At 71.1% G+C, this 16,822-nt stretch carries 14 protein-coding genes; all 14 read left to right on the top strand.

Annotated features, from left to right (window positions below):
* Positions 1-34 precede the first annotated feature (34 nt).
* The 14 genes from smc (at position 35) to lepB (ending at position 16,808) form a co-directional block, all read left to right on the top strand.
* Positions 35-3,652 carry a chromosome segregation protein SMC gene (smc, locus tag ACXVUM_RS18830; RefSeq protein WP_458523432.1) on the top strand — a complete coding sequence of 1,206 codons (3,618 nt, stop codon included), beginning with the start codon at positions 35-37 and terminating at the stop codon, positions 3,650-3,652.
* A 61-nt stretch (positions 3,653-3,713) separates the two neighbouring features.
* A complete protein-coding gene (gene ftsY / locus ACXVUM_RS18825; RefSeq protein ID WP_458523431.1) occupies positions 3,714-5,123 on the top strand; it encodes a signal recognition particle-docking protein FtsY in 1,410 nt (469 codons plus the stop codon).
* Between the two features lie 225 nt (positions 5,124-5,348).
* Positions 5,349-6,731, top strand: coding sequence for an ammonium transporter (locus tag ACXVUM_RS18820; RefSeq protein WP_458523568.1), 1,383 nt, complete (start codon positions 5,349-5,351; stop codon positions 6,729-6,731).
* A gap of 4 nt (positions 6,732-6,735) precedes the next feature.
* On the top strand, positions 6,736-7,074 hold the full coding sequence (locus ACXVUM_RS18815; protein ID WP_253652573.1) for a P-II family nitrogen regulator: 339 nt from the start codon (positions 6,736-6,738) through the stop codon (positions 7,072-7,074).
* 15 nt (positions 7,075-7,089) lie between these two features.
* Positions 7,090-9,651, top strand: a complete 2,562-nt coding sequence (locus ACXVUM_RS18810) for a [protein-PII] uridylyltransferase (RefSeq protein ID WP_458523430.1) — start codon at positions 7,090-7,092, stop codon at positions 9,649-9,651.
* A 50-nt stretch (positions 9,652-9,701) separates the two neighbouring features.
* Positions 9,702-11,252, top strand: coding sequence for a signal recognition particle protein (gene ffh, locus ACXVUM_RS18805; protein WP_458523429.1), 1,551 nt, complete (start codon positions 9,702-9,704; stop codon positions 11,250-11,252).
* Between the two features lie 11 nt (positions 11,253-11,263).
* Positions 11,264-12,349 carry an amidohydrolase family protein gene (locus ACXVUM_RS18800; RefSeq protein ID WP_458523428.1) on the top strand — a complete coding sequence of 362 codons (1,086 nt, stop codon included), beginning with the start codon at positions 11,264-11,266 and terminating at the stop codon, positions 12,347-12,349.
* A gap of 171 nt (positions 12,350-12,520) precedes the next feature.
* Complete coding sequence (gene rpsP / locus ACXVUM_RS18795) at positions 12,521-12,973, top strand: 30S ribosomal protein S16 (protein ID WP_458523427.1); 453 nt, start codon at positions 12,521-12,523, stop codon at positions 12,971-12,973.
* Positions 12,970-13,212: an RNA-binding protein gene (locus ACXVUM_RS18790; protein WP_458523426.1), complete on the top strand. Its 243-nt coding sequence runs from the start codon at positions 12,970-12,972 to the stop codon at positions 13,210-13,212. The genes rpsP and ACXVUM_RS18790 overlap by 4 nt, the downstream gene beginning before the upstream one ends.
* A gap of 13 nt (positions 13,213-13,225) precedes the next feature.
* Positions 13,226-13,747 (top strand): ribosome maturation factor RimM, encoded by a 522-nt coding sequence (gene rimM / locus ACXVUM_RS18785; protein WP_458523425.1) that lies wholly within the window; start codon positions 13,226-13,228, stop codon positions 13,745-13,747.
* A 20-nt stretch (positions 13,748-13,767) separates the two neighbouring features.
* Entirely contained in the window at positions 13,768-14,478 is a 711-nt protein-coding gene (trmD, locus tag ACXVUM_RS18780) for a tRNA (guanosine(37)-N1)-methyltransferase TrmD (RefSeq protein ID WP_458523567.1), read from the top strand.
* 9 nt (positions 14,479-14,487) lie between these two features.
* On the top strand, positions 14,488-15,468 hold the full coding sequence (locus tag ACXVUM_RS18775; protein WP_458523424.1) for a hypothetical protein: 981 nt from the start codon (positions 14,488-14,490) through the stop codon (positions 15,466-15,468).
* A gap of 79 nt (positions 15,469-15,547) precedes the next feature.
* Positions 15,548-15,889, top strand: a complete 342-nt coding sequence (gene rplS, locus ACXVUM_RS18770) for a 50S ribosomal protein L19 (RefSeq protein ID WP_253652581.1) — start codon at positions 15,548-15,550, stop codon at positions 15,887-15,889.
* 37 nt (positions 15,890-15,926) lie between these two features.
* Positions 15,927-16,808, top strand: coding sequence for a signal peptidase I (gene lepB, locus ACXVUM_RS18765; RefSeq protein WP_458523423.1), 882 nt, complete (start codon positions 15,927-15,929; stop codon positions 16,806-16,808).
* Positions 16,809-16,822: the final 14 nt, after the last annotated feature.

Below are 16,822 nucleotides of genomic sequence, written 5' to 3'. Positions count from 1 at the left end.
GTGGTCGCCGACGCGATGGGTACTCTCTACCGTCGTGCACCTCAAGAGCCTGACGTTGAAGGGATTCAAGTCCTTCGCGTCGGCCACCACCCTGCGCTTCGAGCCGGGGATCACCTGTGTCGTCGGACCGAACGGCTCGGGCAAGTCGAATGTCGTCGACGCGCTCAGCTGGGTGATGGGGGAGCAGGGCGCCAAGGCGCTGCGCGGCGGGAAGATGGAGGACGTCATCTTCGCCGGCACATCCGGACGGGCGCCGCTCGGACGCGCCGAGGTGACGCTCACCATCGACAACGCCGACGGCGCGCTGCCCATCGACTACTCCGAGGTGTCGGTGACGCGGCGGATGTTCCGTGACGGCGCGGGCGAGTACGAGATCAACGGCAGCACCTGTCGTCTCATGGACGTGCAGGAACTGCTCAGCGACTCCGGCATCGGTCGCGAGATGCACGTGATCGTCGGCCAGGGCAGGCTCTCGGCGATCCTCGAGTCCCGGCCGGAGGATCGTCGCGCCTTCATCGAGGAGGCCGCCGGCGTCCTCAAGCACCGCAAACGCAAAGAGAAGGCCGTCCGCAAGCTCGAGTCGATGCAGGCGAACCTGGCCCGCCTCACCGACCTCACCGACGAACTCCGTCGGCAGCTCAAGCCCCTGGGGCGACAGGCCGAGGTGGCGCGACGGGCCCAGACCGTGCAGGCCGACCTGCGCGACGCCCGACTGCGACTCGCCGCCGACGACCTGGTGACGCTGCGTGCGTCCCGGGCCGACCGGGACGCGGTCGAGGCGGGGATCCGGGAACGCTCCGACGCCGTCGCCGCCGCGCTCGACGCGGCGACCGCGGAGATGGCCGCGCACGAGGAACAGGTCGCCGCGATCGCTCCGGCCGCGCAGTCCGCGGGGGCGACGTGGTTCCGTCTGTCCGCACTGGCCGAACGCATCGACGCCACCCGTCGCGTGGCGGCCGAGCGCTCGCGCCACCTCGCCGAACCCGTGGCGGTCGAGACCGGCCGCGATCCGGAGGAACTCGAGGCCGCCGCGGAGGCCGCCGCCGAGGACGAGGCCATCCGCGCGGAGGCCGTCGAGGTCGCCCAGGACACCCTCGAGAGTGCTCGCGCCGCGCTGCAGGCCGCCGAGTCCGTCGCCTCGGAGGCCGATCGCGCCCACATGGCGGCGGTGCGTGCGGTCGCCGACCGGCGGGAGGGACTCGTCCGCCTCGAGGGACAGGTGACCACACTCGCCGCGCGCGTGGAGTCCGCCGAGGCCGAGGACACGCGGCTGTCGGAGGCGATCGTCGAGGCCGGCCAACGCGCCGACGAGGCGCAGCGTGAGTTCGACGCCGTCCAGGAGCGGGTCCCCGAACTCGACGCCACCGAACGCGGACTCGACGAACACCACGAGCGCACCGTCGCCGCCCTCGACGCCGCGAACGACCGGGTCACCGAGCTGCAGGCCGCCGAACGCGCCGCCGAACAGCAGATCGCGTCGCTGACGGCACGCATCGACGCGCTGTCCACCGGCCTGAGCCGTCGCGACGGTGGTGCATGGCTGCTGTCGGAGGCCGACAACGGCGTCGACGGACTGCGCGGCGCACTCGCCGACGTGCTGCGGGTCGAGCCCGGTTTCGAGACCGCCGTCGCCGCCGCGCTCGGCCCCGCCGAGGACGCGGTCGCGACCACCGATCACGCCGCCGCCCACACCGCGCTCCGGCGGCTCAAGGACGCCGACGCGGGCCGGGCGGCCCTCGTCGTCGGTGGACTCCCGCGTCACCGTGCAGCGCGCGCGGTGACACTGCCGGCCGGCGCCCGCTGGATCGCCGACCTCGTCCACGCCCCCGACGACCTGCAGGGCGCGATGGACCTCGTGCTCGCACAGACCGTCGTCGCCGACGACCTCGACATCGCGGGACGGGTCGCGAGCGACGCCGCCGACGGGGGCGAACGACTGGTCGTCGTGACCCGCGACGGCGACGTGGTGGGCCCGGGATGGCTGACCGGCGGCTCGGACCGCCGCCCGTCGGCGCTGGAGCTGCAGGCCGAGATCGATTCGGCCGAGGCCGATCTCGTGATCGCACGACACCGGTGTGAGGAGCTGTCGGCGGCGCTGTCCGGTGCCCTGGCCGACCAGGAGGCCCGTCGGCGGGCGGCCGACGACGCGGTCACCGCGTTGCACGAGTCCGACGCCGCGGTCGGGGCCGTCTACGAGCAGCTCGCGCGCCTGGGGCAGGCCGTCCGCGCCGCCCACGGTGAGGCCGAACGCCTCAGCGTGCGCCGGGCCGCGGTGGAGTCCAACCGCGCCACGGCCGTCGCCGAGCTGGCCGAGATGGAACGACGCCTGCAGGCCGCCCGCGTCGACCCCGACGACCACGTCACCGACACCGGCGCCGACGCCGAACGCGCCGCAGCCGCCTCGGCTGTCGCCGACGCCCGGTCGGAGGAGACCGACGCACGCCTCGCACTGCGCACGGCCGAGGAGCGGCTCGCGTCGATCCGGGGTCGTGCCGATCAGCTGCGCCGTTCGGCGGCCGCCGAACGCGAGTCCCGCGCCCGTGCCGAGCGGCAGAACCGCTCACGCATCCAGGCCGCCGAGGTGGCCACCGCGGTGGTCGCGGCCTGCGACGAGATCGACCGTCGGCTCCGGGTGTCCGTCGCCGCGGCGCAGTCCGTCCGCGACCGGCTCGAGGCAGCGCGGACGCACCGCTCGGCGCAGCTCGACGCCGTCCGGCGTCGCGTCGCCGAGCTCACCGCGGAACTGTCCACGCTGCGCGAGGAACTGCACGCCGACGAGGTCGCCGGCGCCCAGCTCGCGCTCCGCGTCGAACAACTCGAGGCGCAGATCCTCGAGACGTGGTCGATCGGACCCGACGACCTCGTCGCCGAGTACGGACCCGACGTGCCGTTGCCGCCGAGCGCTCTGGAGATCGCCGAGTACGAGCAGGCGAAGGAACGGGGCGAGATCGTCGTCGCGCCCGCGCCGATGCCCTACGACCGCGCCACACAGGAACGTCGGGCGAAGGCGGCGCAGAAGGACCTCACCGCGCTGGGCAAGGTGAACCCGCTCGCGCTCGAGGAGTTCGCGGCGCTCGAGGAGCGCTACACCTTCCTGTCCACACAGCTCGAGGACGTCCGCAGCGCCCGTCGGGACCTGCTCGACGTGGTCGCCGATGTCGACGAGACCATCCTGCGGGTGTTCACCGAGGCCTACGCCGACGTCGAGCGTGAGTTCGTCGAGGTGTTCCGGACGTTGTTCCCCGGCGGCGAGGGTCGTCTCGTCCTCACCGACCCCGGCGACATGCTCGCGACCGGCATCGAGGTCGAGGCGCGCCCACCCGGCAAGAAGGTCAAGCGTCTCTCGCTGCTGTCCGGTGGCGAGAAGTCGCTCACCGCGATCGCCATGCTGGTGGCCATCTTCCGGGCCCGGCCGTCGCCCTTCTACGTGATGGACGAGGTCGAGGCCGCCCTGGACGACACCAACCTGCGTCGCCTGATCCGACTGTTCGAGCAGCTCCGCGAACGATCGCAGCTCATCGTCATCACCCACCAGAAGCCGACGATGGAGATCGCCGACGCGCTCTACGGCGTGAGCATGCAGGGGGACGGGATCACCACGGTGATCTCGCAGCGGCTGCGCGGTGTCGACACGGGTGTCGCGGCTCGGTGACGGACACCGGCGTGCCCGCCCGCCGACCCCGACCACCGGTCGCGGTTGACACAATGGGTCGGTGAGCACCGAACTGATCGTCGTCATCGTCGTCGCGGTCGTCGCGGTCCTGCTGATCGCCCTCGTCGCCGGCCTGGTGATCGGTCGACGACGCCGCGTGTCGCTGCGCGAGGCCGACACGGACCCGACACCGCGTGAGGTCGACCGGTCGGGTTCCTACACGGCCGGCGGGGGGTTCTCCTTCACCCACGGCGGCGGGGACACGGCGACCGTGGAACCGCCCGTCCTGCCCGAACGCACCGACACCGACGGACAGCCGGGCGTCGGCGACGACGCCGCGGTCCCGCGCGACTCACCCCGCCGTTCCTTCACGGACCTGTCGCTGCCGGAGACCGACGTCCCCCCGGCGGGGCCGACGGATCCCGAGATCGCCCGGCCGCTCCCGGAGACCCCGCCGGTCGTCGAACGCCCGTCGGCACTCGACGAGACCGTCGCGGTCCCCGACGACGCGGCGACCATCGACGAGCAGATCCCGCGCCACGACGTCATCGAACCCGTCGAGGGACGTCTGACCCGCCTGCGCGGGCGCCTGGCGCGCTCACAGTCCACGTTCGGCAAGGGGATGCTCGGTCTCCTCGGCGGTGGCGACCTCGACGAGGAGTCGTGGGAGGAGGTGGAGGACCTGCTGCTCTCCGCCGACCTCGGCGCCGCCACCACCACCGCCATCGTCGACCGCCTGCGCACCGGCCTCGCCGAGTCGTCGGTGCGGACGTCGGCGGGTGCCCGCGAGGTCCTGCGCACCGTGCTGATCGACGAGCTGCTGCCCGAGATGGACCGGTCCATCCGCGCACTTCCGCACGCGGGGAACCCGGCGGTTCTCCTCGTGGTCGGAGTCAACGGCACCGGCAAGACCACCACCGTGGGCAAGCTCGCCCGGGTCCTCGTCGCCGACGGTCGCCGCGTGCTCCTCGGGGCGGCCGACACCTTCCGCGCTGCGGCGGCCGATCAGTTGCAGACCTGGGGGGAGCGCGTCGGCGCGACCACGGTGCGCGGCAAGGAGGGTGCCGACCCCGCGTCGGTGGCCTTCGAGGCCGTCGCCGACGGTGTCGCCGACGGCGTCGACGTCGTCGTGGTGGACACCGCCGGGCGTCTGCACACCAAGACCGGCCTCATGGACGAGCTCGGCAAGGTCAAGCGCGTCGTCGAGAAGAAGACGGTCGTCGACGAGGTGCTCCTCGTGCTCGACGCCACGACCGGTCAGAACGGGCTCACCCAGGCGAAGGTGTTCGGCGAGGTCGTCGACATCACCGGCGTGGTCCTGACCAAGCTCGACGGCACCGCCAAGGGCGGCATCGTCTTCCGCGTGCAGCGCGAACTCGGCGTCCCGGTGAAGCTGGTGGGGCTCGGCGAGGGCGCCGACGATCTGGCGCCGTTCGAGCCCGCCGCGTTCGTCGACGCACTCCTCGGCTGACACCCGTCGGCGGGTGCCCGAACCCGCTGCTTAGCCGCACAAATGGGTTGATGACCTGCGGCGATACATGGATGTCATCTACGGGCCCGTCCCGTTCACACCGGGGAAACATGGCATAGCCATCGACGAAACATGGGAATAGCAACCTCGTCGCAGATCGAAGCCGGACGGCCAACGTCGTGCCGTGTGGTGTGACACGAGGAGGAATTGGTGGCTTACCCCGTAATGGGTGTCCCGGATACCGGAGACACCGCCTGGATGCTCGCGAGCGCCGCGCTCGTGTTGCTCATGACCCCAGGGCTCGCGTTCTTCTACGGCGGCATGGTGCGCGCCAAGAACGTCCTCAACATGATCATGATGAGCGTCTCCTCCATGGGCATCGTCACCGTCCTGTGGGCCCTCTACGGCTTCTCCTTCGCCTTCGGTGAGGACAAGGGCGGCGTCATCGGCGACCCCGGCCAGTACTTCGGCCTCAAGGGCGTCATCAGTGGCAACGGTGCGGCGGCGGTCGCCGCCGACGCGGCCACCGGCACCGAGGCCTCGGACGCGATGAACATCCCGCTGTTCGGCACGATCCCGCTCTCGGTGTTCGTGATGTTCCAGCTGATGTTCGCCATCATCACCGTGGCGCTCGTGTCCGGCGCCGTCGCCGACCGCATGAAGTTCAGCGCCTGGGCGGCCTTCACCGTGCTGTGGTCGAGCATCGTGTACTTCCCGGTCGCGCACTGGGTGTTCGACTTCGACGGCTACACCGGTGAGACGGGCGGCTGGATCGCGAACAAGCTCAAGGCGATCGACTTCGCCGGTGGTACCGCGGTCCACATCAACGCCGGTGTCGCGGGCCTGGTCCTCGCGATCCTCCTCGGCAAGCGTCGCGGCTGGCCGCAGACGCCCATGCGTCCGCACAACCTCCCGTTCGTCATGCTCGGCGCCGGTCTGCTGTGGTTCGGCTGGTACGGCTTCAACGCGGGGTCTGCGGTCTCGTCGAACGGCATCGCGGGCTCCACCTTCCTCGCCACCACCGTCGCCACCGCCGCCGCGATGCTCGCGTGGCTCGTGGTCGAGATCATCCGCGACGGCAAGGCCACCTCACTCGGTGGCGCGTCGGGCATCGTGGCCGGTCTGGTCGCCATCACCCCGTCCTGTTCGTCGGTCAACGTCCTCGGTGCGCTCGTCATCGGCGTGGTCGCCGGTGCGCTCTGTGCCCTGGCGGTCGGTCTGAAGTTCAAGCTCGGCTTCGACGATTCGCTCGACGTCGTCGGTGTCCACCTCGTCGGTGGTCTCATCGGCACCCTGCTGGTCGGACTGGTCGCCACCCACCAGGCGCCGGCCGCGGTCGACGGCCTGTTCTACGGCGGCGGATTCGACCAACTGTGGCGTCAGGCAGTCGGCGCGTTCTCCGTGCTCGCGTACTCGGCGGTCGCAACTGCCATAATCGGACTGATCATCAAGTTCACCATCGGCCTTCGGATCGATCCCGAGGGTGAGGCCGAGGGAGCCGACGAGTCGCAGCACGCAGAATCCGCCTACGACTTCGCGGCGCTCGGCGGGAGCTCCGGTAGCAGCGCATTGAGCCAGAGCGGCGTCGCTCTCGGCAAGGAGGGATGAGCAAGTGAAACTCGTCACAGCAATCGTCAAGCCGTTCACACTCGAGGACGTCAAGACGGGACTCGAGCAGGCCGGTGTGTTGGGCATGACGGTGAGCGAGGTCCAGGGCTACGGCCGCCAGAAGGGTCACACCGAGGTCTACCGCGGTGCGGAGTACTCGGTCGACTTCGTCCCGAAGGTCCGCGTCGAGGTGGTCGTCGACGACGCCGCCGTCGACAAGGTCGTCGACGTGATCGTCGAGGCCGCTCGGACCGGCAAGATCGGTGACGGCAAGGTGTGGGTGTCCCCGGTCGACTCGGTCGTGCGTGTGCGCACGGGCGAGCGCGGCGCAGACGCGCTGTAGGAGGACCCGACCACAGTGCCGTTCGTCACCTCCGGTGGCGCCGGGTCGCACGGCGACGACGCGACAGGCCCCGACCCCGGCCCCGTGCCGGGAACGGGGCCTGTCCCGTCCGCAGCCGCCGCCGATCTCGTCGACGCCCGCCGTCAACTCCTCACCCGCACCGACTCGGGTCAGCGCGCCGATGCCCCCGGCCTGCGTCAGGTGCTCGTGGACCTGCACGACTTCTGGCTCACGACGAAGGGTGCGGAACTCGGGATCCGGCCCGACAGCGGCTTCGCGATCGTGGCGGTGGGCGGCCTGGGACGGCAGGAACTCCTGCCGCACTCCGACCTCGACCTGATCCTGCTGCACGACGACATGGATCCCGCCCGGGTCTCGGAGGTCGCCGACGGCCTCTGGTACCCGTTGTGGGACGCCCACATCAAGCTCGACCACAGTGTGCGGACCGTCCCGCAGGCGTTGCAGGTCGCCGCCCAGGACATGAGTGCTGCTCTCGGCCTGCTCGAGGCCCGACACATCGCCGGTGACGAGGCGCTCACGACGTTGTTGATCAGCGGTGTCCGTCGCCAGTGGCGTTCGGACATCCGCGACCGCTTCCCGCAGTTCGTCGACTCCGCCCGCGACCGCTGGCGGCGCAGCGGCGACATCGCCCACCGGGCGGAGCCGGACCTCAAGAACGGGCGGGGCGGTCTGCGTGACGTGCAGATGCTCGGTGCGCTGGCCACCGCGCAACTCACCGACGGGATGGGCACACTGCGCCCGGACTCGCCCGGCGCCGGCCTGCAGACGGCATACGGCCGCCTCCTCGACATCCGTACCGAACTGCACCGGATCGCCGGACGACCGCGGGAGCAACTGCGCGCCCAGGACGCCGACGAGATCGGCGCCGCGCTGCGCATCGGAGACCGATTCGACCTCGCGCGGGTGATCAGTGACAGTGCCCGCACCATCAGCTACTCGGTCGACGTCGGCCTGCGCACCGCGGGCAACGCACTTCCCCGCCGGGGCCTGGCCAAGCTGCGGCGCTCGCCGGTGCGGCGTCCGCTCGACGAGGGTGTCGTCGAACACGCCGGTGAGGTGGTGCTGGCACGTAATGCCCTGCCCAGCAAGGACCCCGGGCTGATCCTGCGGGTCGCCGCCGCGTCGGCCCGCACCGGGTTGCCGATCAGCGCCTCGACGCTGACTCGTCTGGCAGATCACGCCCCGGAGCTCCGGGAACCGTGGCCGACCGAGGCGCTCAGCGACCTGCTCGTGCTCCTGGGAACGGGGCGCCACATGGTCGCTCCGATCGAGGCGCTCGACCGCACCGGACTGTGGGGTCGGCTGCTGCCCGAGTGGGGTGCCGTCCGCGACCTGCCGCCCCGCGACGCGATCCACACCTGGACCGTCGACCGCCATCTCGTCGAGACGGCCGCGTACGCGTCGACGATGACGACGCGTGTGTCGCGGCCCGACCTGCTGGTCCTCGGTGCCCTCCTGCACGACCTCGGCAAGGGACGCGGCGCCGACCACAGCGTCGTCGGGGCCGAGCTCGCCACCCAGATCGGCAACCGGTTCGGTCTGTGGCCCCAGGACGTCGCCATCCTGTCGGCGATGGTGCGCCACCACCTGCTGCTGCCCGCCACGGCGACCCGCCGCGACCCCGACGACCCCGCCACCACCCAGTACGTCGTCGACACGCTCGGCGGCGACCGGGTCCTGCTCGAACTCCTCGCCGCGCTGGCCGAGGCGGACTCCCGCGCCACCGGGCCCGGGGTGTGGGGCGACTGGAAGGCGTCGCTCATCACCGAACTCGTGCGACGGTGCCTGAAGGTGATGGACGGCGAGGAACTCCACCGGCCCGCGCCGCTCACCGACGAGCAGCGTGCCAGGGCGGAGGCCGGAGGTGTCCACGTCGACATCGCCGCCGTACCCGGCTCGCACACACGGGTCGTCACCGTGATCGCCCCCGACGGTCCGGGGCTGCTCTCGACGACGTCGGGTGTGCTCGCGCTCAACGGGCTCCGCTGTCACGCCGCCACAGTGCAGTCGCACGCCGGCAGCGTCGTCAACACGTTCCGGGTGATCCCGGCGTTCGGCGATCCCCCCGACCCCGGGCTGGTGCGTCAGCAGGTGCTGCAGGCCACGGCGGGCACACTCGACGTGATCCGGCGCCTCGACGCCCGGGAGGCGGAGTCGCCGGTGCCCGTCGCGTCACCACCCGAGGACGGCACGCCCGTCGCGGTGCCCGCGCTGTTCGCCCTCGCCCCGCCGCGCGTGCTGTGGGTCTCCGACGACGACGGGTCCGCGACCGGCCCGGTGCTGGAGCTGCGGGCGGCGGATCGTCTGGGTCTGCTGAGCCGCGTCTCCGCCGTCCTCGAGGCACACCACGTGGACGTGGTGTGGGCGACGGTCGAGACACTCGGGGGCACGGTGGTCGACACCTTCTGTCTGCGCATCCCCGACGACTCACCGCAGCGGCGGTCCGAGCTGGCCGATGCGGTCGTCGCGGTGGTCCCGCCGGCCGAGCCGGTCCGCGAGGCCGACCCCGCACCACCGCCCGCTGACAGCGCCCGGGGCGGGGTCCCCGGCGCCTGAGTCCGGCGCCTGGGACGAAGCCGGGGCCCGGGTCGAATACGCTGGTGCTCATGTTCGATTCCCTGTCCGACCGGTTGACCGGCGCCCTCAAGGACCTGCGCGGCAAGGGCAAGCTGTCCGACGCCGACATCGACCGGACCTGTCGGGAGATCCGGCTGGCCCTCCTCGACGCCGACGTCTCGCTGCAGGTGGTGCGCGGGTTCATCGCACGCGTCAAGGAACGGGCCAAGGGCTCCGAGGTCTCCGGGGCGCTCAACCCCGCACAGCAGATCGTCAAGATCGTCAACGAGGAACTGGTCGCCGTCCTCGGTGGCGAGACACGGCGGATCGCGTTCGCCAAGACCCCGCCGACGGTCATCATGCTCGCCGGCCTCCAGGGCGCCGGCAAGACGACCCTCGCGGGCAAGCTCGCCGCATGGCTGCTCAAGCAGGGGCACACACCGCTACTGGTGGCCTGTGACCTCCAGCGCCCCGGCGCCGTCGAACAGCTGAAGGTCGTCGGCCAGCGGGCCGGCGTCCCCGTGTTCGCGCCGCATCCCGGCACGTCGGTCGGGGGAGAGGGCGTCCTCGGGGTCAGTGCGGCCGACCCGATCGCGGTCGCGCGTGACGGCATCGACAACGCCCGCGCCCGCCAGCACGACGTCGTCATCGTCGACACGGCCGGTCGTCTCGGCATCGACGCCGAGCTGATGGCCCAGGCCAAGGGGATCCGCGACGCCGTCTCACCCGACGAGGTGCTGTTCGTCGTCGACGCGATGATCGGTCAGGACGCGGTCACCACGGCCGAGGCGTTCGCCGAGGGCGTCGACTTCACGGGTGTCGTGCTCACCAAGCTCGACGGCGACGCCCGCGGTGGCGCCGCGCTGTCGGTCCGTGAGATCACCGGCCGCCCCATCATGTTCGCGTCGTCCGGCGAGAAGCTCGAGGACTTCGACGTCTTCCACCCCGACCGGATGGCCGGCCGCATCCTCGGCATGGGCGACGTGCTCTCGCTGATCGAGCAGGCCGAGGAGCACTGGGACACCCAGCAGGCCGAGGCCGCCGCCGCGAAGATCACCCAGGGTGACCTGACCCTGGAGGACTTCCTCGAGCAGATGCTGATGATCCGCAAGATGGGTCCGATCGGGAACCTGCTCGGGATGCTCCCCGGCGCGGGACAGATGAAGGACGCGCTGAGTCAGGTCGACGACAAGCAGCTCGACCGGGTGCAGGCGATCATCCGCGGCATGACACCCGCCGAGCGCGACAACCCGAAGATCATCAACGCCTCCCGCCGGCTGCGCATCGCCACCGGTTCCGGCGTCACCGTCAGCGACGTCAACCAGCTGGTCGACCGGTTCTTCGAGGCGCGGAAGATGATGGCGCAGATGTCGGGCCGGATGGGCATGCCCGGCGGCAACCGGCGCACCAACCGCAAGAAGGGCGGCAAGAAGGGAAAGAAGGGCAACAACCGGGGGCCGACACCGCCGAAGGTGCGTGGCGGCATGCCCGGCATGCCCCCCGGCTTCCCGGACCTGTCGACCATGCCCGCCGGTCTCGACGAGCTGCCCCCGGGCCTCGAGGGCATCGACCTGTCGGCCCTGCAGCCCAAGAAGCGCTGAGCCACCGCGGCGTGACCCGTCCGGACTGCCCGCCGCTGCACCTTCGCGGCCATGACGCCCTGACGGGTGAGCCCGTCGAACTGTGGACCGACGGCGGCGTGATCCGCCACGATGCGGTGCCCGGTGCGGTGACCGTCGCCGACGACGCCTGGGTCCTCCCAGGCCTGGTCGACGCGCACAACCACGTCGGCATCGCACCGGGGTTGGGTGTCACCATCGCCCAGGCGCGGGGGTTCGCCCTCGCCGACGCGCGCGCCGGGGCGCTGCTGATCCGTGAGGTGGGTTCGCCGCTCGACACCCACCCGCTCGACGACGACCCGCGATGCCCGCGATTCCTGCGTGCCGGCAAGCACATCGCGCGGCCCAAGCGGTACCTGCGTGACTACGGGGTCGAACTCGACGATCCCGACTCCCTCGCCGACGAGGTCCGTCGGCAGGCGCGCGCCGGCGACGGCTGGGTCAAGCTCGTCGGCGACTGGATCGACCGCGAGGTCGGTGACCTCGCTCCGCTCTGGACCGACGAGCAGGTGGCGGCCGCGGTGCGCGCAGCCCACGACGAGGGTGCCCGCATCACCGCGCACGTGTTCGGCACCGACGCGCTGCACGGGCTCATCGCGGCCGGTGTCGACTGCATCGAACACGGCACCGGTCTCACCGACGACCTCGTCGCGCAGATGGCCGAGCAGCGGATCGCGTTGGTGCCCACCCTCATCCAGGTCGACAACTTCCCCGGGATCGCCGACTCCGCCGACCGGTTCCCGACCTACGCCGCCCACATGCGGTCGCTGCACGCCGGGGCGCCCCACGTGGTCGCCGCCGCCGTCGAGGCCGGAGTGCCGGTGTTCACCGGCACCGACGCGGGCGGTTTCGTCGAGCACGGCCGCATCGTCGACGAACTCGTCGCGCTCACGGGTGTCGGCCTGCCGCCCGAGCGTGTGCTGGCGGCCGCGACCGTCGAGGCGAGGGACTGGCTGTCGGCGGGTGCGCTGCGTGACGGCGACCGCGCCGACCTGCTGGTCCTGGCGGCCGACCCCCGCAGGGACCTCGAGACGCTGCGCGCACCCGCGGCCGTCGTCGTGGGCGGCGCCGTCCTCTGAGGGCGGGACGCACGATTTCGGGGGTGGGCGAGCCCTCTGGCACAATGGCGCGCTGGTACGTCGGATCCGGTCATGCGCCGCCCGACGGTCACGCCACACCAACCGCGAAACCGGGCCCACCACACCGGGTGGGTCGCTGAATCGCGCTGTGACCCGACGAAGAGAGAACTCATGGCAGTCAAGATCAAGCTCACGCGCCTCGGCAAGATCCGCAACCCGCAGTACCGGGTGATCGTCGCCGACGCCCGCACCCGCCGGGACGGCCGCGCCATCGAGACGATCGGCAAGTACCACCCCAAGGAAGAGCCGAGCCTGATCGAGATCGACTCCGAGCGCGTGCAGTACTGGCTCGGCGTGGGCGCCCAGCCCACCGAGCCCGTCCAGGCGCTGCTGAAGATCACCGGCGACTGGCAGAAGTTCAAGGGCCTGCCGGGCGCCGAGGGCACCCTCAAGGTGAAGGAGTCCAAGCCGAGCAAGCTCGACCTGTTCAACGCGGCGCTCGCCTCCGCCGACAGCGAGCCCGCCGGCGAGGCCACCACGCCGAAGAAGCGCGCGCCGAAGAAGGCCGACACCGCCGACGAGACCCCGGCCGAGGCCACCGACTCCGCCGGGACCGCCGAGTGAGTGCTGTCGTCGCCGACGCCGTCGAACACCTCGTCCGCGGGATCGTCTCCAACCCCGACGACGTGCGCGTGGAGTACATCACCGGTCGTCGCGGCCGGATGGTGGAGGTCCACGTCAACCCCGAGGATCTCGGCAAGGTGATCGGCCGTGGCGGTCGCACCGCGACCGCCCTGCGGACCCTGGTCGGCGGGATCGGCGGGCGTGGCGTCCGTCTGGACATCGTCGACACCGATCGCTGACACCGCGCCGCCGATGGATCTCGCGGTCGGCCGGATCGTCAAGTCACACGGGGTGCGCGGCGAGGTCGTCGTCGACGTCCGCACCGACGACCCCGACGCGCGCTTCGCGCCCGACACCGAGCTGCGTGGACGTCTCCCACGGGGCGGCGGTGAACGACGCCTGACCGTGGTGTCCGCCCGCGAGCACGGTGATCGCCTGCTGGTCCGCCTCGACGGGGTGGACGACCGGTCCGCCGCCGACGACCTCCGCGGCACGGTGCTCGTGGTCGACACCGACTCGGTCTCCTCCGGCGACGACCCCGACGAGTTCTACGACCACGAACTGATCGGTGTCACGGTGCGCACCGTGACCGGCGAGGACGTCGGCACGGTCGCCGACGTCCTGCACCTCCCCGGCGGTGACACCCTCGTCGTCGCGGTCGGTGAGGGCGACGCGCGTCGCGAGGTGCTGGTCCCGTTCGTCACCGAGATCGTCCCGACCGTCGGCACCGACCTCGTCGAGATCGACCCGCCCGACGGACTTCTCGACCTGTGACGGCGACGGCCGGCCCCCGGATGCGGATCGACGTCGTCTCGATCTTCCCCGACTACCTCGAACCGCTGCGGTTGTCGCTGTTGGGGCGCGCAGCCGAGCGCGGCATCGTCTCGCTGTCGGTGCACGACCTCCGGGACTGGACGCACGACGTGCACCGCGCCGTCGACGACTCGCCCTACGGCGGCGGCCCGGGGATGGTCATGAAGCCCGAGATCTGGGGTCCATGCCTCGACGAGGTGTGCCCCGACGACGCGATCCTCGTGGTGCCGACACCGGCGGGGGTCCCGTTCACGCAGGCGATCGCAGAGGAACTCTCCGCGGCGTCGCACGTGGTGTTCGCGTGCGGCCGGTACGAGGGGATCGACCAGCGGGTCGTCGACGACGCCGCCCGCCGCGTCCGTGTGCTGGAACTGTCGATCGGTGACTACGTCCTCATCGGGGGAGAGGTCGCGACGATCGTCATCGTCGAGGCCGTGGTCCGGCTGATCGACGGTGTCCTGGGCAACGCGGAATCGCATCGGCAGGACTCCTTCTCCGACGGACTCCTCGAGGCGCCCGCCTACACCCGGCCGGCGACCTGGCGCGGTCTGGCGGTGCCGGAGGTGTTGCGCGGCGGCGACCACGCCGCCATCACCGCGTGGCGTCGGGAACAGTCGCTGGAACGCACGCGGGAACGGCGACCCGACCTGCTGCCCGACGAACCGGACACGGCGCCGGACCGGCGGGGATAATCTCTGCTGGTGCACCACTGGTACACCCACGACATCGTCGCCGGCGGGAAGCTGCCGCTGCTGCTGTTCTTCGCGGGCTTCGTCGGTGGGTTCGTCGTCACCCGCGTCAGCGTCCGGCTCATCCGCGCCGACGTCCGGTGGTGGTTCCGCAACGTCAGCGCCGGACAGACCCACGTCCACCACATGGTGTTCGGCGTCGTGCTGTCGTTGGTGTCCGGGGTGTGGTTGATCGCCGTCTCGCCGACGGCGACGCAGGCGCAGTTGTCCTGGCTGGCGTGTGCGTTCGGCGTGGGCGCCGCCCTCGTCCTCGACGAGTTCGCGCTGATCTTCTATCTGCGCGACGTCTACTGGGCGGAGGAGGGACGTACCTCGGTCGACGCCGTCTTCGCGATGGTGGGCGCCACCGGTATGGCGCTCCTCGGGTTCCGGCCACTCGAACTGATCAGCGTGTCCGACGCCTTCGACGACACCTGGACCGAGACCCTGCTGACGGTGGCGTTCGGGCTCGCCGGGCTGCTCGTCGCGGCGGTCGTCGTCGCCAAGGGCAAACCGTGGACCGCGCTCATCGGGATCTTCGTGTTCCCGGTGCTGCTCGTCGGCGCCATCCGGTTGGCCGACCCGTCGTCGCCCTGGGCCCGCTGGCGCTACACCGCGCGGCCGAAGCGGATGGCGCGCGCGGTCCGCCGGGAACGGCGTCAACGGCGCCCGCTGGTGCGGGCGAAGATCTTCCTGCAGGACCTGATGGCGGGGCGACCCGACGTCTCGCACGCGATCGAGGCCGCCGAGACGGAACTCGACCGCGTCGTGCACCCCGCACCGGCCCCGGATCCCGCCGGCCCCCGGGGCCTGCGGCGGATTTCGTCACCGCAGGGGGGCTCTGGCACAATGGTCGGGTTGCCGCTCGACGGTCGCATGCCGGTGTCCACCGTGACACCCGCGCCGGGTGTCCCATCCGGGTCGTCGAGAAGCGAACCAACGACTGGAGCATGAACCGGCGTCGGAGCCCATCGGAGACGATGAGCGCGCCGGGTCCTCTGTTCACGCCTCGTACTCAGATTGGACACGACCGATGAACACCCTGGACTCCCTCGACCAGAAGTCGCTGCGCGACGACATCCCCGACTTCCGCCCCGGTGACACGCTCGACGTGCACGTCAAGGTCATCGAGGGATCCAAGGAGCGTGTCCAGGTCTTCAAGGGCGTCGTGATCCGTCGTCAGGGTGGCGGCATCCGCGAGACGTTCACCGTCCGCAAGGTCTCGTTCGGCGTCGGTGTCGAGCGCACCTTCCCGGTGCACAGCCCCACCATCGCCAAGATCGACGTCGTCACCCGCGGTGACGTGCGTCGCGCCAAGCTCTACTACCTCCGCGATCTGCGCGGCAAGGCCGCCAAGATCAAGGAGAAGCGCTGACGGCAGGCGTCGTCGGCGCTCGGCTAGGCTGACGGCCGTGTCCGACACCCCTCGCCACCAGCGCCCCGACCCCGGGTCCGGTCCCGACGACGGCGTCGACCCCGATCGCGTCGATCCCGATCGCGGGGACGACGCGGATGCGACGGACGAGAAGCCCTGGCAGACCACGCCTCCGAAGAAGGAGGGACGCGGTCGGTCGGCGTTGCGGGAGACCGCGATCATCATCGTCAGCGTCCTGGTGCTGACGTGGGTGTTGCAGACGTTCGTCGGCCGGCAGTACGTGATCCCGTCGGAGTCGATGGAGAACACGCTGCACGGGTGCACCGGGTGCACCAACGACCGCATCGTCATCGACAAGCTGACCTACCGCTTCGGTGATCCCACGCCCGGCGACGTCGTGGTGTTCAAGGCCCCGACGTCGTCGTGGGACGAGGGGTGGAGTTCACCCCGGTCGAGCAACACGATCGTCCGCGGACTCGAGGACGCGCTGTCGTGGTTCGGATTCGCGCCGCCCGACGAGAACGATCTCGTCAAGCGCGTCATCGCCACCGGCGGGCAGACGGTGCAGTGCCGCAACGCGGACAAGAAGGGCGTCACCGTCAACGGGAAGCCGTTGACCGAGCCGTACATCGACATGGCCCTGCAACGGCAGGACGCCACCATCAACCCCGGCCTCGACGCCGGCGGCAACGGCACCCTGTCGAGTTGTCTCGGACCGGATTTCGGACCGGTGACCGTCCCGCAGGGCAACGTCTGGGTGATGGGTGACAACCGCGGCAACTCCGCGGACTCGCGCTACCACATCACCGATCGGCTGCACGGAACCGTCCCGATCTCCGACATCCGGGGCAAGGTGCGCTTCATCATCTATCCGTTCTCCCGGATGGGCGGTGTCGGCTCCTTCGATCCGCAGAGGTGAGCGGCGCGGTCGGA

It is taken from the genome of Williamsia sp. SKLECPSW1, assembly GCF_054332755.1.
The sequence above is the reverse complement of the archived record's forward strand: the minus strand, read 5'-3'. Positions and strand labels throughout refer to the sequence as shown.